We start from the raw sequence: 22,305 nt of genomic DNA on the forward strand, positions 1-22,305 counted from the left end.
ATGGGATAACAGGCGCCGACCTTAGACGAGCTAACTCCATGGCTCTCGCTGCACTCTAGGCAAGCGGTATACCGCAAAAGACGCCCAATCTGCCAACCCTCCTATCTTGAATGCCTGTTGATGGGTGGGGATGAGCTTAGTGGGTGAGAGAAGTAATTGATTGAATGGAATAATTAGTTTGATGGCATATCAAGGATGGTCAGGCTGGAAACCCGGCAGGTAGGAGCCTGACATCACACGCACGTTTTTAAGGCCATGAAAAAAGGGCCGCAAGGGCCCTTTCTCAACATGCTTTTTGTATCTGCAATCAGCTAAACAGATGATGGCTGATCAGGAACAGACCACCAGAGAGCAGCATGGTCAGCGGCAGGGTCAGCATCCAGGCCATCAGGATGGTCTTGATGGTCTGGCTCTGCAGGCCCGACTTGTTGGCCACCATGGTTCCCGCTACCGCAGAGGAGAGGATGTGAGTGGTCGACACTGGCATCCCGGTCAAACTGGCCACGCCGATGGAGGCGGCAGCGGTGATCTGGGCGGCAATCCCCTGGCTGTAGGTCATGCCGGAGGAACCAATCTTCTCGCCTACGGTGTAGACGATACGACGCCAGCCCACCATGGTGCCACAGCCCAGCGCCAGCGCGATGGAGACGATGACCCAGGTCGGTGCATATTCGGCAGTGGCCGTCAGATCCTTGCGCCATTTGGCAAGGTCAGTCAGCTCTTTGGCCGGCAGCGGCAGCTTGGACACCTTGCGAGCGGTATCGTCGATACACAGCAGCAGACGGCGCACTTCACGGCGGTCGGTCAGGTCCATCTCTTCATAGGTCCGCACCTGGGCAAGACGATTGTCCAGCGTGGCCATGGCCTGCAGGGCACCATCGGCAGCACAGTGGGTCATCAACTCTTCCTGGGCCTGGGCAGGCACACTGAAGTTCACTACCTTGGAAACCTGCTCATGGTTGCGCTGATAGATCTCCATGATGCGCTGATTGGCATCCTGGGTACGATCCAGGTCATAGGAGCGGCTGTTCATGTCCAGTGCGAAATAGGCAGGAGCCATGCAGATCAGCACCAGCATAACCAGACCGATACCCTTCTGGCCATCGTTGGAACCGTGCACAAAGCTCACGCCCATGGCAGACGCCACCAGAGTGAGACGCGCCCAGAACGGCGGATGCTTCTTGCCATCCACCAGCAGACGCTCTTCCGGGGTCTTGTGGATTTTGCTGCCCTGCCAGACACGTTTCATGGCAAACAGCAGCAGCGCAGCGATGATGAAACCGACGGTGGGGGAGATGATGAGGGAAAGCATGATGTCGATGGCTTTCGCGACGTTGATGCCTTCCTGCAGCGGTTGATGGCTGATCCAGGCATAGGCGCCGCCTACCCCCAGAATGGAGCCGATCAGCGTATGTGAGCTGGACGCCGGGATCCCGAAGAACCAGGTACCCAGATTCCACACGATGGCGGAAAACAGCAGGGAGAACACCATGATCAGACCCTGAGTGGAGTCCATCCCCAGCAGCAGATCGATGGGCAGCAGGTGGACAATGGCATAAGCCACTCCCAAACCACCCATCATGACCCCGGCAAAGTTGAACAGACCGGAGGCCACTACTGCCATGTGTGCCGGCATCGCCTTGGTATAGATAACCGTTGCTACCGCGTTGGCGGTATCGTGAAAGCCGTTGATGAATTCATAGGCCAACACAAAAAAAACGGCCAATACCAAACCGATTGACCACCACAAACCCAAACCACTAAACATTTCAAACATAAAAAACGAACCTGTTTATGAGTTGCGGCGGATTATGCCAGAAGGCTGGTAACGCCATACCCGTTGTTGAAATATTTCAGTAAGAAAAAAAAAGAGCATTCCGTCAGTAAATAGCTTAGAGCCAGTCACCATACGGCTTGTCATGGATTAATTAAACAGACCTTGCCTGATAAAAACAGTTCCCGAATGGGAACAATTCATCATCAGTATGCCGCAAAAACCACTCTCACCGACCTCGGCTCCGTCAATTTTCGACCGACCGTATCGCCCTGTTTGTACAAATGGCAGGCAAGATCACTCCCTCGCCCTGCCCTCTTCGCCACATCCACCTGCCGAAGCAAATGGAGAAGGGCGCCACCGGCGCCCTCTTTTAACACATTGCCGTCGGCTCGACTGTCGATCCGCTCTCAGTCCTGATTGATGCGGCTGGCAACCGCACCCTGCTGGCTCTTGTACTTGGCGTTTTCCCGTTTGTTGTAGGGACGCGCCGCCACACCGGAGAGCATCTCGAAGTTCAGCGCACCGATCTTCATCTTGGGGCGCAGCGCCAGCGGCAGCTTGCCGCCGTTGTAGAACTCCAGCACGATGCGGCCGGACCAGCCCGGATCGATGCGGTGTGCGGTCACGTGTACCATCAACCCGAGGCGGGCCAGGGACGAGCGGCCATCCAGCCAGCCCACGATATCAGCAGGCAGGGTGACCGATTCATAGGTCACCGCCAGGGCCAGCTGACCCGGGTGCAGATAGAAGGCTTCGCCATCCGGCACATGGATCTCATCGCTCATCACCCGATCGATGGCGTCGGCCATTTCGCTGCTGGGGCCGCTCAGATCGATATAGGGGGCGGTATGATCGCGAAACACCCGAAACTCGTTGCCCAGCAGCACGTCGACGCTGACGCCGCTGATCCGTTCAATACCGGGTCTGGGCTCAATGACGATCTTGCCTTCATCCAGATGACGTTCGATATCGGTATCACAAAGACGCATTGGGCGACTCTCCTGACAAATTGTTCATTTAAAAAGCCGGGCATCACCCGGCTTGATTTCTCTCAACCAATCAACATGTGGCGGATACGCGCCTTGAGCATGTCGATGGCGATGCGGTTCTTGCCGCCACGGGGGACGATCACGTCCGCGTACTGCTTGGAAGGCTCGATAAACTGCAGGAACATGGGGCGTACCGTCTTCTGGTACTGCTTGAGCACAGAATCCATGGTCCGGCCACGCTCCTGCACGTCACGCACCAGACGGCGCAGCAGGCAGATGTCGAGCGGCGTATCCATGAAGATGGAGGCATCCATCAGATCCCGCAAGCGGCTGTCGGTGAGCAGCAGGATCCCTTCCAGAATGATCACCCGACGCGGTGCGAACGGGGTCACTTCACTCATGCGGGTATGTTCGGTATAGGAGTATTGGGGAATATTGACCGCATCACCTTGCACCAGCTGGCTCAGGTGCTGGACCAGCAGATCGTGATCCAGCGCGTTGGGGTGGTCATAGTTGGTTTTGACCCGCTCTTCCATGGTCAGGTGGGTCTGATCGCGGTAGTAGCAATCTTCGGTGATCACGCCAATTTGACCGGCTCCCAGCTCGGCCACCAGCTCTTCATAGATGGTTTGGGCTATAAGACTCTTGCCGGAAGCGGATGCACCAGCAATACCGATGATCACACACGAATGTTGAGTATCAGACATTGAAAATACCTAAAGAGAAGAGCAGTGGGGATGGTTTAAACCGATCCATTATATAAAAAAGGGTGAGCCATGCCCACCCTCAAATCCACCCCAGGCGGTCGACCGCCGATTATTCATCCAGCGCCATGGCATAGAGGGGGGTCGCAATCGGTTTACCGCTGAAATAGAGCTCAGCCCCCACCCGACGAGCCAGTTTCAGATAGGCCTCAGCCAGCTCCCCGGTCGGGGCGCCGAACACGGTTGGGCAACCATCGTCCATGTGCTGACGGATGTCGATGTGCAGCGGCAGCTGGCCAAGCAGCGCCACCTGGTACTGCTCAGCCATCTTCTGGCCACCACCAGTACCGAACAGCGGCTCATGATGGCCACAGGCACTGCAGACGTGGTAACTCATGTTCTCGATGATGCCGAGCACCGGCACGCTGACCTTGTTGAACATGGCCAGTCCCTTGCGGGCATCCGCCAGCGCCACGTCCTGCGGCGTGGTGACGATCACCGCCGCCGTGGTCGGCACCTGCTGGGCCAGGGTGAGCTGGATGTCGCCGGTACCCGGCGGCATGTCCACCACCAGATAGTCCACTTCACCCCAGCGGGTCTCGTGGAGGATCTGGGCCAGCGCCTTGCTCGCCATGGGCCCACGCCAGATGGTGGCATCCTGCTCGGCCACCAGATAGCCGATGCTGTTGCTCTTGAGGCCGCAGGCCATCACCGGCTCCATCAGCTTGCCGTCATGGCTGACGGGGCGCTCCTTCAAGGTCCCGGTCATGGTCGGAATGGAGGGGCCATAGATGTCCGCATCCAGAATGGCGACCCGCGCCCCCTCCTTTTGCAGCGCCAGCGCCAGGTTGACGGAAGTGGTGGACTTGCCCACCCCGCCCTTGCCGGAGGCGACCACGATGATGTTGCGAATGCCCTGCACCGCCGCCAGCCCTTGCGCTCGCGGCAGGCTGGCGACCTCGATTTCGCCCACCCAGTCGATACGGGTAGCGCCGGTGGCGCTGCGCAGCCTGGCATCGAACTCCTGCTTGATCTGCTCAAACAGGGAGTGGCCTGCAAAGGGCAGCACCAGCTTGATGGTCAGCGTCGAGCCCTGTTTGTCGATGCTGCGCACGAAGCCGGCAGCCACCAGATCCTTGCCCCAGCCAGTTGGCTTAAATTCGGCGAGGATCTGTTTTACTGAATCAATCACCATTAACTCCTCATTATCTTGTCTTTATCTTGAGGTGAACGGTTACCGCACACAAATCAGTGGCTTGCCTGCTGGTCGACCAGCGTGTGCCGGCAGGGCGGACGAGCCACAACCCTAGGCAGGCTACCCCCAATTCGGGTAACATGCACGGCACTCTATCATCCCAACAAGCACATCAAGAACGACTATATGGCAACTGATCCTCGTACAATGCTGGTAACCTGCGCCCTTCCCTATGCCAATGGCTCCATACATCTTGGCCACATGCTGGAACACATCCAGGCCGATATCTGGGTTCGTTATCAGCGAATGCGCGGTCACCAGGTGCACTTTGTCTGTGCCGACGATGCCCACGGCACCCCGATCATGCTCAAGGCCCAACAGCTGGGGATCACCCCGGAAGAGATGATCGCGGCCGTCTCCAAGGAGCACCAGGCCGACTTCGCCGGGTTCAACATCAGTTTTGACAACTATCACTCCACCCACAGCGACGAGAACCGCGAGCTGGCGGAGCTGATCTACGGCCGTCTGCAGGCCGGCAGCAAGATCAAGAGCCGCACCATCTCCCAGCTGTTCGATCCGGAAAAGTCCATGTTCCTGCCGGACCGCTTCGTCAAGGGCACCTGCCCCAAGTGCAAGTCCCCGGAGCAATATGGCGACAACTGCGACAGCTGCGGCGCCACCTACAGCCCGACCGAGCTGATTGATCCGAAATCCGCCGTCTCCGGTGCCACTCCGGTGATGAAGGACTCCGAGCACTTCTTCTTCGACCTGCCGCAGTTTGAAAAATGGCTGGCAGAGTGGGTGCGCGGCTCCGGCGCCATCCAGGAAGAGATGGCCAACAAGATGCAGGAGTGGTTCGAAAGCGGCCTGCAGCAGTGGGACATCACCCGTGACGCCCCCTACTTCGGGTTCGAAATTCCCGGCGCGCCGGGCAAGTACTTCTACGTCTGGCTGGATGCCCCCATCGGTTACATGGCGTCGTTCAAGAACCTGTGCAACAAGCGCGGCGACATCGATTTCGACAGCTACTGGAAAGCGGACTCCGAGGCCGAGCTCTATCACTTCATCGGCAAGGACATCGCCTACTTCCACTGCCTATTCTGGCCGTCCATGCTGGAAGGCGCCGGTTTCCGCAAGCCGACCAAGGTCAACGTACACGGCTACGTGACCGTCAACGGCGCCAAGATGTCCAAGTCCAAGGGCACCTTCATCAAGGCTTCCACCTATCTCAATCACCTGGATCCGGAGTGCCTGCGTTACTACTACGCCGCCAAGCTCAACAGCCGCATCGACGATCTGGACTTGAACCTCGATGACTTCGTCGCCCGCGTCAACGCCGACGTGGTCAACAAGCTGGTCAACCTCGCTTCCCGCAACGCCGGTTTCATCGCCAAGCGTTTCGACGGCAAGCTGGCCGCCACCTGCGCCGAGCCCGAGCTCTACGCCGAGTTCGCCAACGCCCGCACTGCCATCGCCGAGGCCTACGAGAGCCGCGAGTTCAGCCGCGCCATCCGCGAGATCATGGCGCTGGCCGACAAGGCCAACCGCTACGTGGATGACAAGGCCCCCTGGGTCATCGCCAAGCAGGAAGGCGCTGACGCCGAGCTGCAGGCGGTCTGTTCCGTCGGCATCAACCTGTTCCGGGTGCTGATGGCCTACCTCAAGCCGGTGATGCCGCTGCTGGCCGAGCGTGCCGAAGCCTTCCTGGGGGAAACCCTCAGCTGGGACGGTGTCGCCCAGCCGCTAACCAACCATCAGCTGGCCCCGTTCAAGGCACTGTTCTCCCGCATCGAGCCGGCCAAAATCGAAGCCATGATCGACGCGTCCAAGGAAGATCTGGCCAAAGAGCAGGCACCGAAAGCGAGCGGCCCGCTGGTAGACGATCCCATCAGCGAGACCATCAGCTACGACGACTTCGCCAAGATTGACCTGCGCGTAGCGCTGATCAAGAAGGCTGAAGCCGTACCGGAAGCGGACAAATTGCTCAAGCTGCAGCTGGATATCGGCGGTGAGACCCGTCAGGTGTTTGCCGGCATCAAGTCCGCCTACAACCCGGAAGATCTGGAAGGCAAGCTGACCGTGATGGTGGCCAACCTGGCCCCGCGCAAGATGCGCTTCGGCATGTCCGAAGGCATGGTGCTGGCGGCAGGCCCGGGCGGCAAGGATCTCTGGATCCTGGAGCCGCAGGAAGGCGCCCAGCCCGGCATGCGCGTCAAGTAAGCGCGGCCCGGTCATCAAACAACGAGGGAGGCCTGGGGCCTCCCTTTTATTTGCCCTCTTCGCCCCCTTCCCTCTCTCCTCTCCCCACTGAACGCCCTGGGTGGTGCGCGCTTCACCCTTTCGGTGCTTGTTGCACCTGGGTAATTTGCCTAGACTGGCGATTCACTTCGGGCCCATGGCCCCCTTCATCAGGCAAGGAGCAAGCATGATCACCTTATATGGCACCCCCGTCAGCCGGGCCCTGCGCGTATCCTGGTTACTGGAAGAGCTGGACGTGGCATGGCAGTTCCAGTTTCTCGACTTCGCCAAGGGCGAGAACCGCAGCGACTGGTTTTTGACCCTCAACCCGAGCGGCAAGATGCCTGTGCTCAAGGACGGGGAGTTTGTGCTGACCGAATCTGCCGCCATCATGCAGTACCTGGCCGAGGTATATGGCCCGAACTGGCTGCCAGCCAGAGGGACCCAGGCCTCGGCGCTGCACGCCCAGTGGGTCAGTTTCATCACCTGCGAGCTGGAACAGCCGCTGTGGACCATCGGCAAGCACCGCTTCGCCCTGCCCGAGGCCCAACGCCTGCCGGCCATCTTCCCCACCGCCAAGTGGGAGTTCGACAAGGCGGCGGCCATCGCCGAATCCTGGGTACCCGAGCAGGGTTACCTGCTGGGGGAACAGATCACCATCGCCGATCTGCTGCTGGCCCATACCCTGATGTGGGCCACCCGCTTCGAGCAGACCATACCCCCCAAGCTGGCGGCCTATCGGGATCGTCTGGCCAAACGCCCCGCCCTGCAGGCGGTGCTGGCCAAGACCCAGGCCATCGCCGATGCCGCCCAGGCCGGCTGACCCAAGAGCGCCATCGACGCAAACGGGAGCCTGTGTGGCTCCCGTTTTTCATGGCTGTTCGGCGTCATTGGCATGGCAAGGCGCTCAATTGGTATGAAAGCCGCTCCCCTTGGGCGGTGGCGCCGCTTCATACTCCATCCGGGTCACCTCGGCGGTGCGCGGCCCGCGCTCCAGCCAGCCCAGCATCATTTGCACGCTCTGCTCCGGCCCGCAGATGAGGATCTCCACCGAGCCATCTTCCAGGTTGTAGGCGTGGCCCCGCAGCCCCAGTTGCAGCGCCCGCTCCCGGGTGAAGTAACGAAATCCCACCCCCTGAACCAGGCCCCACACTCGCACGACAAACGATTGCTCTCCCATTTCTCACACCTTCCCCTTAAGAAATTTCCCCCCAAGGCGATAATGAGCGCGACACTCTCATCCCCTTGCAGGACGCAATACCATTATGAAAGAAGTAAAGTTTCGGTGGGTTGACCGTTATCTCATTCACCTCACGATCAGCGAAAAATTTCTCATCACCTTCTGGTGCCCGCTGCTGTTCATCGCCTTTCTCAGCTGGTATCTGCTGGCCGACGGTCACCAGCAACAGATGCAGCTGCGCCTGGATCAGCTCAAGCAGCGGGTCGAACTGAGCGCTCAGCTCTCAAGCCAGCACGCCGGTCTCACCCTGCCGGCCGAGCTCACCCTGAGCCCGACCGGCAGCACAGGGTTAACCCGGCAGGGCGACATCTATCGATACGGTGCCAGCGCCGGTCAGGCCGGGATCGTCACCGGCACCCTGGATGCCTCCCGCTACTCCATGTGGGATGGTCAAGGCACCACGCTCACCATCATCGCCGTGCTGGCTGCCCTGCTGGCGCTGGTCACCCACTACCTGATGACCTTTGTTTCCGGTGCGCTCTACTCCACCAACAAGGCATTGCAGACCGTGGCGGATGGCGATCTCACCTTCCGCCTCAACTTCTTCCCGGTTCGCGACGAGTTCTCCATTCTGGCGGGCAGCATCGACAGGTTTACCGACCGCCAGCACAAGATAGTGCAGCTGGTGGAAGAGTCCGCCGAGGCGCTCACCCTGGCCGCCGACGAGTTTCGCGATCACGCCAGCGAGGGCGAGAGCATGGCCCGCTCCCAGCGCCAGCACATGGATTCCCTGGCCGCCGCCATGGAGCAGATGTCCGCCGCTATCCGCGAAGTGGCCCGCAACGCCAACGACACCCTGCAGCAGACCCGCCAGTCGAGCGAAGAGGCGGCCAACGGCGCCGCCCGGGTATCGCGCACCATCGCCGCCATCCGCACCCTGGCCGACGAGATCGGCAACGCCTCCGGCGCGGTGGAACGGCTGACCCACAATGCCAATCGCATCAACGAAGTGGTCAACGTCATCAATGCCATCTCCCAGCAGACCAACCTGCTGGCCCTCAATGCCGCCATCGAGGCGGCCCGCGCCGGCGAGCAGGGCCGCGGCTTCGCGGTGGTGGCCGACGAGGTACGCACCCTCGCCAGCCGCACCCAGCAGGCCACGGTGGAGATCCAGCAGATGATCGAAGAGCTGCAGGCCGGCACCGGCGCCCTGAACGACATCATGGAGAAAACCGTAGGTCGCGCCGCCAGCAGCCAGGCCTTGATCAGCGAAGTGGGGCTCGACATCGACAAACTCAGCAACCACAGCGATGCGGTGCTGGAGATGAGCACCCAGATCGCCACCTCCAGCGAACAGCAGAGTTCGGTGGCCGAGGAGATCACCCGCAATCTGGATCAGGTGCGCCACGAAGCGGGCCAGGTGGAAGAGTCCGCCAGCGCCTCGGTGGCCGGCACCGCCGGCCTCAAGGCCACCGCCACCGAGCTTGCACAGGCACTGAAGGGGCTAAAAATCTGATTAGCAAGCTCCCAGAGCCTGACGCTATCTGCCAAGGTTGTTTGAGTTTTGCCAGCGGGCCACATAGAATGTGGCCCCTTTTCTTTTGACCATCTGGCAACCCCCATGAGCGCTTCCATCTATCTCGTCAAAGGCCGCGAAAAATCCCTGCTGCGTCGCCATCCCTGGATCTTCTCCAAGGGGATCGAGCGGGTACAGGGCAACCCCATCGATGGCGATACCGTCGAGATCTACACCCAGGATGGCAAGTGGCTCGCCCGCGGTGCCTGGTCCGGCAGCTCCCAGATCCGCGCCAGGGTCTGGACCTTCGACAAAGATGAAACCGTCGATCTCGACTTCTTCATCCGTCGCCTCAAATATGCCCAGGAGTCCCGCGACGGGCTCATCAAGCGTCAGGGCCTCACCGGCTATCGCCTCTGCGCCGCCGAATCCGACGGCCTGCCGGGTCTGACCATCGACCGCTACGCCGATTTTCTGGTGTGCCAAATTCTCTCTGCCGGTGCAGAGTTCCAGCGCGAGCTGATCACCCAAGCACTGCGTACCCTCTACCCCGAGTGCAGCATCTATGAGCGCTCCGACGTGGCGGTACGCAAGAAGGAAGGGCTGAAAGAGCGTACCGGCGTCATCTATGGCGAAACCCCGACCGAGCCGGTGGTGATCGAGGAGAACGGCGGCGTCAAAATCCTGGTGGACATCCGCAACGGCCACAAGACCGGTTTCTATCTGGATCAGCGGGACAACCGCCAGGCTGCCGCCAAGTACACCGAAGGCAAGCGGGTGCTCAACTGCTTCTGCTACACCGGTGGTTTTGGCGTCTACGCCCTCAAGGGCGGCGCCAAGGAAGTGGTCAACGTCGATCTCTCCCAAAATGCGCTGGACATCGCCCGCCAGAACGCCGAACTGAACGGGCTGGATACCAGCAACACCCAGTTCGTCCGTCACGACGTGTTCAAGCTGCTGCGTGAATACCGCGAGAAGGGCGAGAAGTTCGATGTCATCGTGCTGGATCCGCCCAAGTTTGCCGAGAGCAAGGCCCAGCTGCTGGGTGCCTGCCGCGGCTACAAGGACATCAACATGCTGGCATTCCAGCTGCTGGCGCCGGGTGGCGTGCTCTTGACCTACTCCTGCTCCGGCCTGATGGAGCAGAGCCTGTTCCAGAAGATCGTCGCCGATGCGGCGCTCGATGCCGGTCGCGACGCCCAGATCCTGGAGCTCCTGTCCCAGGCGTCCGATCACCCCATTGGCACCGCCTATCCGGAAGGCTTCTACCTCAAGGGGCTGGTGGTGCGCGCCCGCTAAGCCGAGCAGACCAGCGCTGCCCCCCTTGTCCCCGGTTCCAGATCCGGGCGAGGATTGGGTCCGGCAAGCCATCAAAAAGCCCGCGATCAAAGCGGGCTTTTTTTTTTATGCAGCCGCCAAAGAGATAACCGCCCCCCGACTTTGCCACCAGCAGCGATGGGTGCTCCTGTCTCTCCTCTTCAACTGACTGCAGCCATCCTCAATCTGGAATTGCCTCATCGTTAGCCCGCTTCTCATCTCTCTTTCACCCCTGGCATGGCATACACAGCCCACCAGCAGGGACATTCCCGTCATTTTTTATGCAAGAACATGAAATATTATGCATAAGCATTAAAAATCCCTCGGAAAAATATCGACCATAAACGCATACTCACTCACCTGAGTGCATAATGCTGTCTTTTCCCTGTGGTTGATCCCGCCATGCCCCTGTCTGCCTCGCACATTGCCCGGGGCGGCAATGCCCCGCCCGGCACAAATCATCCCGCTCAATCACACGCCGGCGCGCCCAGCGGGAAGTAATGTCGAAATGGCCTGGCCTCCTCCACTACCCGCACGATGGAGGGATGGATAAGCAGCCGGGCGCGATAGGCACGCAGGCGGCCATAACCAGCCGGGATCTCATGAGCCCAGTCGGCGTAGAAGAGCGAGGGGGCGGCGGCGCAATCGGCCAGCGTGAAGCCAGCGCCGGCAATCCAGTGGCGCCCTTCCAGCCGCTGATCGAGCCAGGGGTAGATCTGATCGAGCAGCTCGCGGGCCTCCGCTACGCCATAACGGTCGCGATCCGCGACCGGGCGCAGCGCATCCAGCACCACTTTTTGCATCGGCGTCATCACATAGTTATCGAAGACGCGATCCAGCATATGCACCTCCAGACCCGCATCGCCAGGCGGGATCAGGCTGACGGGGCCCGGGTGGTGCGCCTGCAGATGGGCGACGATGGTACTACTCTCGAGGATGCAGCGACCGTCATCCAGCAGCACGGGAAAGCGCTTGAGTGGCCAGAGGGCGGCAAGTTCGGCGTTGGCCGCCGGCTCTTCGAGATTCCGGTACTCGAACGGGGTGGCATTTTCGTAGAGGGCGATCAGCACCTTCTGGCTGTAGGATGAGAAAGGATGGGCATAGAGTTTCATCGGGACGCGCCTTGTTCTCTGATGGATGACTTCCCTAGTCTAGATCCCCTCTTCACCTTCGCTGCAGCGCTTATTCCTTGCTGATTTTTGGATGATAAATGCGCATCCATGACGAAAATCACACCCGTATGGCTCTCTTTTAGGTAGGGTGATCCCGCCTGTGGCCGCCAAGCCTGGGCAGCCGACTCATCAGGGTTGATGAGCGGCATCACAACAAAAATCGATGTCAGGCCAAGCTGAACATCATCAAGGATCCCGTCATGAATCAATCATTGCCGCTGTTGACGCCGCTGCGGGGCATCGCTGCCCTGATGGTGGTGCTGTTCCACGCCCGCTTGCTGCTCTTTCCCCAGTGGATGGAGTCGATCGCCGGCCACACCCAACTCATCGAGAACGGCTACCTCTGGGTCGATCTGTTCTTTATTTTGAGTGGGCTGGTGCTGGCCCACGTCTACGGGGAGGCCTTCGCTCGCACGCCCCGCACCATAAGTTATGGCCGCTTCCTCTGGCTGCGGCTGACCCGGGTTTATCCCCTCTACCTGGTGACTCTGCTGCTGCTGGTGGGCTGGGAGCTCTACAAGGCCCATCATGGGATTGGCTTCTACGCCGGCCCCCTGTTCAAGATGTGGGAGTGGGAAGGAATGCCTCCTTTTGGCTCGCCCTTTACCCCGGCCGAGGCGTTGCCAAGCAGCCTGTTGCTGCTGCAGGTGGTGACCGATCACGGATTGACCTGGAACTTCGCCGCCTGGTCGCTGAGCGTGGAGTGGATCAGCTATCTGCTGTTTCCGCTGCTCATTCCCCTCGCCGTCACCCGCAGCCGCTGGAGCAACCTCGCCCCCTTGCTGGCCCTGACGGTGCTGGCCTTTATCGTGCACAGCCGGGGTACCCTGGATGTCACCAGCGGGGCACTGGCCATCGGGCGCGGGGTGAGTGAATTCGTGCTCGGCCTCTGGCTGCTGCCGAAGGTCAAGGCTGCCCGCCAGTGGCCCATGATGCAGCAAGATCTGCCGCTGCTGCTCGCCTTTTTGCTCCCCTTCGCGCTGATGCAGTTCACCATGACGCCGCAGCTGACCCTGCTGCTGATCAGTGCCTACGTGCTGCTGATCTGGATTGCCACCTGCCAGGGCGATCGCCAGAGCCCGCTGCTGCGCCTCCTGGATAACCGCTTCACCAACTGGCTGGGGGATCTCTCCTACTCCATCTACCTGCTGCACGCGCTGGTGCTGCTCACCGGCTGCGAGCTTGTCCACTATCTGGCGCCAGGGCTCACCGAATGGTGGTATGCCCAGACCAACCCGCTGCTGGGTGTGTTGGCCACCTTGTTGATGCTGGCGGTGCTGATCGGACTCTCGGCGCTGAGCTACACCCTGCTGGAGCGGCCGCTGCAACGGCGCCTGCGCCGGCTCGGCAAGGCTCGCCAGCCGGTGATGGAGCAAGCCGGCTAAGTTCCCCACCAAAGATGGCCCCGATGGCAGCATGGCTTGCCTTCGGGGTTAGATTGGGGAGAACCTTGTCAGCGTCATGCCGAGGGCGGCCCCTTTCCTCTAAACCCGCCAATTCCCTGCGCTTTGTGTGAATTCCAGTTCGAACCAGAGCGGCCATTTGTGGCATAATGGCCCGTCCTGTGGCCCTTGGCGGGGCTGCGCCGGCGCATCTGTCGCCTCTCCTCCCCCGTCCTGCCAGACTGCCTTGCACGGCTGCCTGACATCGCTGCGCTCAAAGCCAGCCAAGGCCACCCGAATTTCGCGCGCATACGCGCACATTTGACGGCTCCACAGAGCCGCTGCACTTATTTGTACACGCAAGTTTGCACACACAAGGGGAAAGTATGTCTTCCATTCGTCTGACCCAATACAGCCACGGCGCTGGCTGCGGCTGCAAAATCTCTCCCAAGGTGCTCGACACCATTCTCAAGAGCCAGATCCCGGGCTTTGACGACCCGACGCTGGTGGTCGGCAACAGCAGCAAGGATGACGCGGCCGTGGTCGATATCGGCAACGGTCAGGGTATCGTCTCCACCACCGACTTCTTCATGCCCATCGTCGATGATCCCTTCACCTTCGGCCGCATCGCCGCCACCAACGCCATCAGCGACATCTACGCCATGGGCGGCAAACCCATCGTCGCCATCGCCATCCTCGGCTGGCCCATCAACACCCTGGCGCCGGAAGTGGCCCAGCAGGTGATCGACGGCGGCCGTCAGGTGTGCCACGAAGCAGGTATTTCTCTGGCCGGCGGCCACAGCATCGATGCCCCCGAGCCTATCTTCGGCCTCGCGGTGACCGGTATCGTGCCGCTCAACGCCATCAAGCAGAACGACACCGCCAAGGTGGGTGATACCCTCTATCTGACCAAACCCCTCGGCATCGGCATCCTCACCACCGCCCAGAAGAAGGGCAAGCTCAAACCCGAGCACGAGCAACTGGCCCCCAACGCCATGTGCACCCTCAACAAGATTGGCCAGCGCTTTGCCGAGCTACCCGGTGTGCATGCCATGACCGACGTGACCGGCTTTGGTCTGGCGGGTCATCTGCTGGAGATGTGCGAAGGGTCCGGCGTCAGTGCCCGTCTGGATTTCAAGGCGCTGCCGCTGCTGGACGAGGTGGATTACTACCTGAGTGAGGGCTGCGTACCGGGCGGTACCCTGCGCAACTTCGACTCCTATGGTGACAAGCTGGACGCCATGGATGATCGCACCCGCAACATCCTGTGCGACCCGCAGACCAGCGGCGGCCTGCTGGTAGCCGTCGGTAAAGAAAGTGAAGCCGAGCTCCTTGCCATTGCCGCACAGGCAGGGCTGACCCTCTCCCCCATCGGCCAGCTGCAGGCCCGCACCGGTAACCAGTTCATCGAGGTTGTCCAATGAGTGCACTGCCACTGGCCACGGATTACGCCCGGATTTTTCTGGATGACGTTCCGCTCATCGACCTGCGCGCCCCCATCGAGTTCAAGGAGGGGGCCTTCCCCTGCTCGACCAATCTGCCATTGATGACGGATGATGAGCGGGCCCAGGTCGGTACCTGCTTCAAGCAGCAGGGGCAGGCGGCCGCCATCGCACTGGGCCATCAATTGGTCGGTGGCACGGTGCGGGCCGAACGCCTCGAGGGCTGGCTGGCCCAGCTGCGCCGGCAGCCGGATGCCGTACTCTACTGTTTTCGCGGCGGCCTGCGCTCGCAAACGGTGCAGCAGTGGCTGCATGAGGTGGGAGTCACTCGTCCACGGGTGGCCGGTGGTTACAAGGATCTGCGCCGCTTCCTCATCGACACGCTCGATGGGGCGGCGGCAGAGTGCCAGTGGACCGTGCTGACCGGCATGACCGGCTCCGGCAAGACCCACATGCTGGCCGAGGTGGCCCAGGCGCTGGATCTGGAGGGCCATGCCCATCACAGGGGGTCGTCGTTTGGCCAGCTGCCCGGCGGCCAGCCCAGCAACATCAACTTTGAAAACAACCTGGCCATCGAGCTGCTCAAGCGCCGCCAGCAGGGTGAGCAGGCGTTCGTGGTGGAAGACGAGAGCCGTCTCATCGGCCGCTGCTGCCTGCCCAATCCACTGTTCGATGCCATGAGCCAGGCGCCGCTGGTGGTGGTCGAGGTGCCGCAAGAAGAGCGCGCCGAACAGATCCGCCAGGACTATGTGCACGATCTCTGGCTGCGCTATCAGGCGATGTTTGGCGCCGAAACAGGCTGGCCGCTGTTTGCCGCCTACCTGACCGATGCACTGGCCAGACTCAAGCGCCGGCTTGGCGATCAGGCCCATCGCGAGCTGGACGCTCTGATGCAGAGCGCGCTCGCCGAGCAAGCCAGCAGCGGTGATACCTCGCTGCACCTGGCCTGGATCACCCTGTTGCTGACCCGCTATTACGATCCCATGTATCTTTACCAGCTTGGCAACAAGCGCGAGCGCATCATCTTCCAGGGTGACAAGCAGGCTTGCCTCGACTTCTTTGCCAAGCAGCGCGCCTGAATTAGCGGCCCATCAAGAGGACCCCATATGTTGAAATTCGAGGTGATCCCGGTCACCCAGTTTGCCCAGAACTGCTCCCTCATCTGGTGTGACGAGACCCATCAGGCCGCCCTCATCGATCCGGGCGGCGAAGCGGACAAGCTGCTGGCCGCCATCGCCAAACGCGGGCTGACCCTGACCCATATCCTGCTGACTCACGGTCATCTGGACCACGTGGGAGCCGCTGCCGAGCTGCGGGAGAAAACCGGGGTGGCCATCACCGGTCCCCACAAAGAGGATGCGTTCTGGCTCGACATGCTGCCCCAGCAGAGCCAGATGTTTGGCTTCGCTCATACCCCCGCGTTCACGCCGGATCACTGGCTTGAGCAAGGTGACAAGGTAAAGGTGGGTCAATGCGAGCTGGAGGTGTACTTCTGCCCTGGCCACACCCCGGGTCATGTGGTGCTGCTCTCTCAAACCGAGCGGCTTGCCTGGGTGGGCGACGTACTGTTTGCCGGCAGCATAGGTCGGACCGACTTCCCCCGTGGCGATCACGGGACGCTCATCAAGTCGATCACCGAGACCCTGCTGCCCCTTGGCGATGACATCGTCTTCATCCCCGGCCACGGTCCCAGCTCGACGTTCGGCCGCGAGCAGGCAAGCAATCCCTACCTGACACAACCTATCTGGTGATCCCCCGCTCCTCGCGGGTGTCCCACTGGGCCTTGAGGCGCAAGATCTCCGGCATGATCTCGAGAAAACAGGCGAGCAGCCGGGGATCAAAGTGCTGGCCGGCACCGTCACGCATCGTCGCCAGCACCTGCTCCAACGGCCAAGGCTCCTTGTAAGGGCGACGCACGCTCAAGGCGTCAAACACATCGGCGATGGCCACGATCCGCGACGCTTCGGGGATCCCTTCGCCGGTTTCTCCTGCAGGATAACCCGAGCCGTCCCACTTTTCGTGGTGATGCAGGGCAATCTCCGCCGCCATGCGGAAGATGAGCCCGTCTGAGCGCTTCAAGATTTCGTAACCGATACGCGGGTGGGTACGCATGATGGCCCACTCCTCTTCGGTAAGGGGGCCAGGCTTCTTGAGGATATGATCGGGGATCCCAATCTTGCCCATGTCGTGCATGGGGGCCGCCAGCTCCAGCAACTCGGACTGATCCGCACTCCAGCCTGCCGCGTCGGCCAGGGCTCGGGCATAGGCGGCCATGCGCCAGATATGTACCCCGGTGTCGGTGTCGTTGTAGTGACCCGCCTCGCTCAACATCACGATGGCGGTGCGGTAGCTGCGCTCGAGCTGATCGAGGCGCACCAGCGAGAGGTGAGTACGCACCCTGGCGCGCACCGTGCTTGGGCAGACCGGCTTGTAAATGTAATCCACCCCACCCGCTTCGAACCCCTGGCTCTCGCTGTCCGGGTTGTCGCTCGCCGTGATGAACAGCACCGGGATCCCGGCGTGGGCCGGATCGGCCTTGAGCCGGCGGCACACCTCGTAGCCGTCCATGTCAGGCATGCGCACGTCAAGCAGGATCAGGGCCGGTTCGTGGCGCGCCACGGCGGCCAGCCCCTCCTCGCCGCCTTTGGCGAAAAACAGGCTGTACTCCTCCTTGAGGATTTGTCGCAACAGCCCGAGGTTGCTCGGCTCGTCGTCGATGATCAACACGCGCGGTCGATTCATGATCCAGGTGCCTCCCGCTCTTCCAGATACCCCTCCAGCTTGCAGGTCGCGAGCTGGATATCGAACAGCTCCAGGGCCGCACTGATCTCGCTCACCAGCTCAGCAGGCAAGTAACTCTTGGCCTGGCCCAGCGCCGGTTCAATCAGTTCCAGATCCTCGCTCATCAGGGCCTCACGCAGGGCGTGCAGGCACACCTCCTGCGCCTCACCCTGCGCCAGCGGGGAGCTGACAGCCCCCGGCTCGCGCCCGGCATAGAGGTCGATGGCCTGCTGCGCCCGTTCCAGCGCCTCCAGGAAGGGGGCCATCAGCTGACTGGTGTCGCCCCCCTGTTCGATAGCCTCGTTCAATTCTGCACTGATGCGCGCCACATCGGTGAGCGACAGGCTGCCCGCCACTCCCTTGAGCTTGTGGGTCAGGCTCGCGGCCGCATCAGTCTCGTGCTGGGCGATATAGTCCGGCAGCACGGTGCCGACCGTCATGTAGTCATCGCGGAATCGGCGCAGGTATTTGAGATAGACGGAGGCTTCACCCCAGTTGCGAAGCCCGGTATCGATGTCAATACCGGCCACCGGCTCCACAGCAGGTGGCGCGTCGTTGATCGTGAGCGGCACCACACTGTCGGGCAGGTAACGCAGCAGGGTCACGATGAGCTGCTCCACGTCGAGCGGCTTGGCGATGAAATCGTTCATGCCGCAGGCCAGTGCCGCCTCGCGTTGATCCTTGAACACCCCGGCGGTGAGTGCCAGCACGGGCGTCTCCTTGTGTCCTGGCAACTGGCGCAGGCGACGGGTCGCCTCGTAGCCATCCATCACCGGCATCTGCACGTCCATGAGCACCAAATCGATACGCTGCGCCGGGTCGGCAAGACAGGCCAAGGCCCGCTCTCCGTCGATGGCGGTGATCACCTCGGCCCCCTCCCGCTGCAGCAGGCGGGTTGCCACCTCCAGGTTGATGTCGCTGTCATCGACCAGCAGTATGTGAACATCAGGCAGGCGCAGACGACGCTGGCCGCTCTCCAGCAGATCCACATGCTCGCGTTTCTCATGGATGAGGCGTGCCACCGCGTTGTAGAGGCTGGAGCCGGTGACCGGCTTGTGCAGCACCAGATCCACCTGCTCCGAGCCGGGGCGACGCATCAACTCTTCCTGGGAATAGGCTGTTGCCATGATGATGATGGGTGAGCGATCCTGCTGCTCGAAGGCTTGGCGAATGGCCACGCAGGTCTCGAGACCGTCCATGCCCGGCATGATCCAGTCGAGCAGGATCACATCGAAACGCTCTCCCTGCCGCAGCAGATGGTGCAAGGCCTGCTCGCCCGACTCTACCACCCGTGACTGCCAGCCGAGGGAGCCCACCGTCATCGACAGGGTGTCGCGGGTCACCTGATTGTCGTCGGCGATAAGCAGCGAGACGTGCTGCAACCGCTCGTGGAAGGCCTCGGGCCGCTCTACCTGCTCCAGCCGGACGCGGAACCAGAACTCGCTCCCCTTGCCCAGTTCGCTGGTGACACCGATGTCGCCCCCCATCAGGTTCACCAGACGGCGACTGATGGTCAGGCCGAGCCCGGTTCCCCCAAAACGGCGGCTGGTGGAGGAGTCGGCCTGGGAGAAGGCATTGAAGATGTTGGCTTGCTGCTCGGGCGGAATGCCGATCCCGGTGTCACGCACCCGAAACAGCAAGGTGGCCATGCCGTCTTGCTCCGCTTCCAGCTCGACCTTGACTTCCACCTCCCCGCGCTCGGTGAACTTGATGGCGTTGCCGGTCAAGTTGAGCAATACCTGCTCGAGGCGCAGGGCGTCCCCCACCAGGTGGGCAGCCTGCTCGGGGGCGCTGCTCACCACCAGCTCGAGGTGCTTGTTGCCAACGCAGGTGGACATGATGGCCGCCACATGATCGAGCACCTCTTCCAGGCTGAATGGCACCTGCTCGAGCTCGAGCCGACCCGATTCAATCTTGGAGAAATCGAGGATATCGTTGATAATCCCGAGCAGAGCCTGCCCGGCCTGATGGATCTTGCGCACCAAGGCACGCTGGCCATCGTCGAGCCCCCCCTGTTCAAGTAGGTAGGCCAACCCCATGATGGCGTTCATGGGGGTGCGGATCTCGTGGCTCATGTTGGCGATGAAGTCCCCTTTGACCCGGGCGAGTCTGTCCGCCTCCTGCTGCGCCAGCTGTTCCCGATGCCGGCTGAGCACCAGCGAGGCCACTGCGGCGCCGAACAGTAACAGCAAGATGGCGCAAGTGGCCGAGATGATCCCCCAGATATGAGTGCGAATGGCCAGCAGCTCGCTGCGTGGCACCATGGAGGCCGCCTTCCAGGCCAGCTGATCGTGATTCAGTGCCGGGTACAGCGTGGTCCAGCTCCACAGACCGTCGGCGAGTTCAACCTGGCCGCTCGAAGCCCCCAAGAATGCCTGCCAGGCCTGGGGAGAATACTGCTTCAAGGTAAGGTCCGGACGCTCGAGCATGAAGCCCCACTCTTGCGCCGGATCCGGGCTGCGCAGCCAATAGCCATCCTGATTGAGCAGCATGGTGTGATCGGCGGCCTTGCCACTGCTGTTGGCGAATACCTTGAGCATACGGCCGGCCTGCACGTTGATGAGCAGCAAGCCCAGATCGCGATCCCCCAGGCGCAGGCGCTTGGCAATACGGATCATGGGATTGAAGGGGCGATCGATCACCCCCTGCTCGACGTTGAGATCGAGCGGCGAGACGTAGATCCGCTCCCAGGGCAGCGCCATGGCATCGCGGAAATAGTAACGATCCTTTTTGTTTTGCAGCTGGTCATCGGGCACACGCTGCAGATGCTGACCCTGACGATTGAAGCGCACCAACTCCATGCCATCGGGCGCCAGCCAGCGTACCTGGGCATAGTCAGGATTGCGGTTCATCAGCACGGTAAACTGGGCGGCAATGTTGTCACGTTCGTTGCGACCCGCCGCCTCCAGCAGGATGGGTTCTTCAGACATGCTGCGCACATGGCGCAACGGCACCGCCAGTTCGTCGTCGAGACGACCGCTGGCGAGCGACAGGAAGGTGCTCTCATCGCTACGTACACGGTAGAGCTCGCGCTCGATCAGTGCGTCACCCAGCAGATACCCACCCACCAAAACCAGTACCAGAATGGGTGTGAACAGCAGGAAATATCCCCGTATGATTCCCTTCATCACGGTCAACATTACCCCGTATTTGGACTTGTTCGAATACTTTGTAGATGCCAGAGCATCACAGTTGGTGTGTTGCTGTCAATCATGCCTACAAGTAAAGACTAACAGTACTATTTGAGTATTTTATTTTTATCGGGGAAAAATGCTGTAAAAACAAAGAGGCCACCCGTTTGGGTGGCCTCTTTACTGGAACGTTCGTTGTCGATTAGACGCGAACGAAGTCCAGGTGAACCAGCTTGTAACGTACCGGGTGACGCTGGATAGCCTTCACTTTCACGTTAACTTCTTCGCCGTTGATAACCAGAGTCAGTACAGACTCGTAGAATTCCGGCTTTTCTTGGGCCAGGATGAATTTCTTGTGGTCAACGGTGATGGACTGGGCTTCTTTGCCTGCACCGTAAACGATGGCAGGAACTTGGTCAGCATGACGCAGGCGGCGGCTCGCACCTTTCCCCAGGTCAGAACGGACTTCAGCTTGGAATACGAAAGACATAATGTTTATCTCATATAGATGAATGTATGGTGTTGACTGCGACCGGTCAGCACCTCGCAAAACGAGGGCGCATACTATCACGGGCCCCGAACAGTGACAAGAGACCTTAACGCCCCTGCTCCAACCGGGCAAAGCGCTGCTGCCGCTGGGCCGGGCTCAGGGCATCGAAGCGGGCCAGGGTCTGCGGCGCCGGACAATACAGGGTGTCTCCGGCCTTGACCCGAATGCCGTTACCCATCAGCGCCCGATTGTCATCGACGATGGCCAGCAGATAGCTGTAGGTATCCCCCGCCGCCCCCGTCACGGTACCGCTCTGGGCCAACATGGCGGCGATGCGCCAGAGCGTCTCCCCCGCTGCGACCTGATGACATACCCGTTTGCCGCCCGCCGCTGGCGCCGCCAGCGTGAGGGTACTGCCGGTCGGCTCGCTCGCCAGTGAAACCAGCGCGGGATCCTGCACCTCACCTGCTTGCGCAAGCAGCGTCGCAGGCGCTTGCCAGTCTGCAGTTCGCAGATTGAGACCGGCCAGCAGGGGATCGGTATCCTCTGCGCCATTGCGGGGCTGACCCTGTCGTTGCGGCGCGGCAAACTCGGCCATGAAGGGTACGCCAAGGGTGGCCACCTCTTGCTGCTGATGATGCTGATAAGGGGGGATAGCAACGGGTGCCAGCCCGTAGGCCGCCTCGTCAATGCGCCTTAATCTGGCCAGATAGGCCTTGGAGAGCTCGGCCTCCCCTTCGAACAGATCGAACGGTGGCACCAGCCTGGCCGGAAACAGCACCTGCCAGCGCCCCTTCTTCTTCTTGAGTTCCAGGGTGGGAAATTGATTGCCCCGCCAGGCCACGAACATGGCGGGCGGGGTGCGTTGCAGCGGGTAGTATTCCGGGTTCAGTTGCACCCAGGTTTGCTCGGCAATGGGTTGATAGCCACTGATGTTGACCATCGCCATCCCTAACCAGATTCCAAGCATCCTTGCTCCTCCGTCAGCGTC

General features: G+C 61.1%; 18 protein-coding genes. 8 read left to right on the forward strand and 10 right to left on the reverse strand.

Annotation, left to right across the window (positions count from 1 at the left end; all coding sequences use genetic code 11):
* Window positions 1–307: 307 nt before the first annotated feature.
* From R2E40_RS11495 to apbC, 4 genes are all read right to left on the reverse strand, one after another.
* The gene (locus R2E40_RS11495; protein WP_318163391.1) at window positions 308–1,777 is read right to left on the reverse strand and encodes an inorganic phosphate transporter; all 1,470 of its coding nucleotides are present in this window, start codon (window positions 1,775–1,777) and stop codon (window positions 308–310) included.
* A 407-nt stretch (window positions 1,778–2,184) separates the two neighbouring features.
* On the reverse strand, window positions 2,185–2,766 hold the full coding sequence (gene dcd, locus R2E40_RS11500) for a dCTP deaminase (protein ID WP_011706092.1): 582 nt from the start codon (window positions 2,764–2,766) through the stop codon (window positions 2,185–2,187).
* Window positions 2,767–2,828: 62 nt separating this feature from the next.
* On the reverse strand, window positions 2,829–3,473 hold the full coding sequence (gene udk, locus R2E40_RS11505) for a uridine kinase (protein WP_011706091.1): 645 nt from the start codon (window positions 3,471–3,473) through the stop codon (window positions 2,829–2,831).
* 109 nt (window positions 3,474–3,582) lie between these two features.
* A complete protein-coding gene (apbC, locus tag R2E40_RS11510) occupies window positions 3,583–4,665 on the reverse strand; it encodes an iron-sulfur cluster carrier protein ApbC (RefSeq protein WP_045526590.1) in 1,083 nt (360 codons plus the stop codon).
* Window positions 4,666–4,851: 186 nt separating this feature from the next.
* Here apbC and metG point away from each other — a divergent pair, with 186 nt between their 5' ends.
* Both metG and R2E40_RS11520 read left to right on the forward strand, forming a co-directional pair.
* Window positions 4,852–6,885, forward strand: a complete 2,034-nt coding sequence (gene metG, locus R2E40_RS11515; protein ID WP_318163392.1) for a methionine--tRNA ligase — start codon at window positions 4,852–4,854, stop codon at window positions 6,883–6,885.
* A 205-nt stretch (window positions 6,886–7,090) separates the two neighbouring features.
* Window positions 7,091–7,726, forward strand: a complete 636-nt coding sequence (locus tag R2E40_RS11520; protein ID WP_029303002.1) for a glutathione S-transferase family protein — start codon at window positions 7,091–7,093, stop codon at window positions 7,724–7,726.
* Between the two features lie 84 nt (window positions 7,727–7,810).
* Here R2E40_RS11520 and R2E40_RS11525 read toward each other — a convergent pair whose 3' ends face one another.
* Window positions 7,811–8,083 carry an acylphosphatase gene (locus R2E40_RS11525; RefSeq protein WP_016350729.1) on the reverse strand — a complete coding sequence of 91 codons (273 nt, stop codon included), beginning with the start codon at window positions 8,081–8,083 and terminating at the stop codon, window positions 7,811–7,813.
* A gap of 85 nt (window positions 8,084–8,168) precedes the next feature.
* Between R2E40_RS11525 and R2E40_RS11530 the strand changes: the two genes are divergently transcribed.
* Window positions 8,169–9,599: a methyl-accepting chemotaxis protein gene (locus tag R2E40_RS11530; RefSeq protein WP_077097029.1), complete on the forward strand. Its 1,431-nt coding sequence runs from the start codon at window positions 8,169–8,171 to the stop codon at window positions 9,597–9,599.
* A gap of 105 nt (window positions 9,600–9,704) precedes the next feature.
* Complete coding sequence (locus tag R2E40_RS11535; protein WP_029300865.1) at window positions 9,705–10,898, forward strand: class I SAM-dependent methyltransferase; 1,194 nt, start codon at window positions 9,705–9,707, stop codon at window positions 10,896–10,898.
* 485 nt (window positions 10,899–11,383) lie between these two features.
* Here R2E40_RS11535 and R2E40_RS11540 read toward each other — a convergent pair whose 3' ends face one another.
* Window positions 11,384–12,028, reverse strand: a complete 645-nt coding sequence (locus tag R2E40_RS11540; protein ID WP_318163393.1) for a glutathione S-transferase family protein — start codon at window positions 12,026–12,028, stop codon at window positions 11,384–11,386.
* Window positions 12,029–12,288: 260 nt separating this feature from the next.
* On the opposite strand from R2E40_RS11540, the gene R2E40_RS11545 reads away from it, so the two are divergent.
* From R2E40_RS11545 to R2E40_RS11560, 4 genes are all read left to right on the forward strand, one after another.
* Window positions 12,289–13,473 carry an acyltransferase gene (locus tag R2E40_RS11545; protein ID WP_318163394.1) on the forward strand — a complete coding sequence of 395 codons (1,185 nt, stop codon included), beginning with the start codon at window positions 12,289–12,291 and terminating at the stop codon, window positions 13,471–13,473.
* Window positions 13,474–13,856: 383 nt separating this feature from the next.
* A complete protein-coding gene (gene selD / locus R2E40_RS11550) occupies window positions 13,857–14,894 on the forward strand; it encodes a selenide, water dikinase SelD (RefSeq protein ID WP_016350735.1) in 1,038 nt (345 codons plus the stop codon).
* Window positions 14,891–15,991: a tRNA 2-selenouridine(34) synthase MnmH gene (gene mnmH / locus R2E40_RS11555; RefSeq protein ID WP_318163395.1), complete on the forward strand. Its 1,101-nt coding sequence runs from the start codon at window positions 14,891–14,893 to the stop codon at window positions 15,989–15,991. Before selD ends, mnmH begins: the two co-directional genes overlap by 4 nt.
* Window positions 15,992–16,018: 27 nt before the next feature.
* A complete protein-coding gene (locus R2E40_RS11560; protein ID WP_011706079.1) occupies window positions 16,019–16,663 on the forward strand; it encodes an MBL fold metallo-hydrolase in 645 nt (214 codons plus the stop codon).
* Here R2E40_RS11560 and R2E40_RS11565 read toward each other — a convergent pair.
* The 4 genes from R2E40_RS11565 to R2E40_RS11580 form a co-directional block, all read right to left on the reverse strand.
* On the reverse strand, window positions 16,653–17,654 hold the full coding sequence (locus tag R2E40_RS11565) for an HD domain-containing phosphohydrolase (RefSeq protein ID WP_011706078.1): 1,002 nt from the start codon (window positions 17,652–17,654) through the stop codon (window positions 16,653–16,655). The genes R2E40_RS11560 and R2E40_RS11565 overlap by 11 nt on opposite strands.
* Window positions 17,651–20,821, reverse strand: a complete 3,171-nt coding sequence (locus R2E40_RS11570) for a response regulator (RefSeq protein ID WP_318163396.1) — start codon at window positions 20,819–20,821, stop codon at window positions 17,651–17,653. The genes R2E40_RS11565 and R2E40_RS11570 overlap by 4 nt, the downstream gene beginning before the upstream one ends.
* Before the next feature lie 205 nt (window positions 20,822–21,026).
* On the reverse strand, window positions 21,027–21,314 hold the full coding sequence (gene rplY, locus R2E40_RS11575) for a 50S ribosomal protein L25 (protein ID WP_024945378.1): 288 nt from the start codon (window positions 21,312–21,314) through the stop codon (window positions 21,027–21,029).
* 106 nt (window positions 21,315–21,420) lie between these two features.
* Window positions 21,421–22,284, reverse strand: coding sequence for a hypothetical protein (locus tag R2E40_RS11580; RefSeq protein WP_318163397.1), 864 nt, complete (start codon window positions 22,282–22,284; stop codon window positions 21,421–21,423).
* Between the last annotated feature and the right edge of the window lie 21 nt (window positions 22,285–22,305).

The organism is Aeromonas sp. CD, assembly GCF_033349375.1.
GTDB classification, from domain to species: Bacteria; Pseudomonadota; Gammaproteobacteria; order Enterobacterales; family Aeromonadaceae; genus Aeromonas; species Aeromonas hydrophila.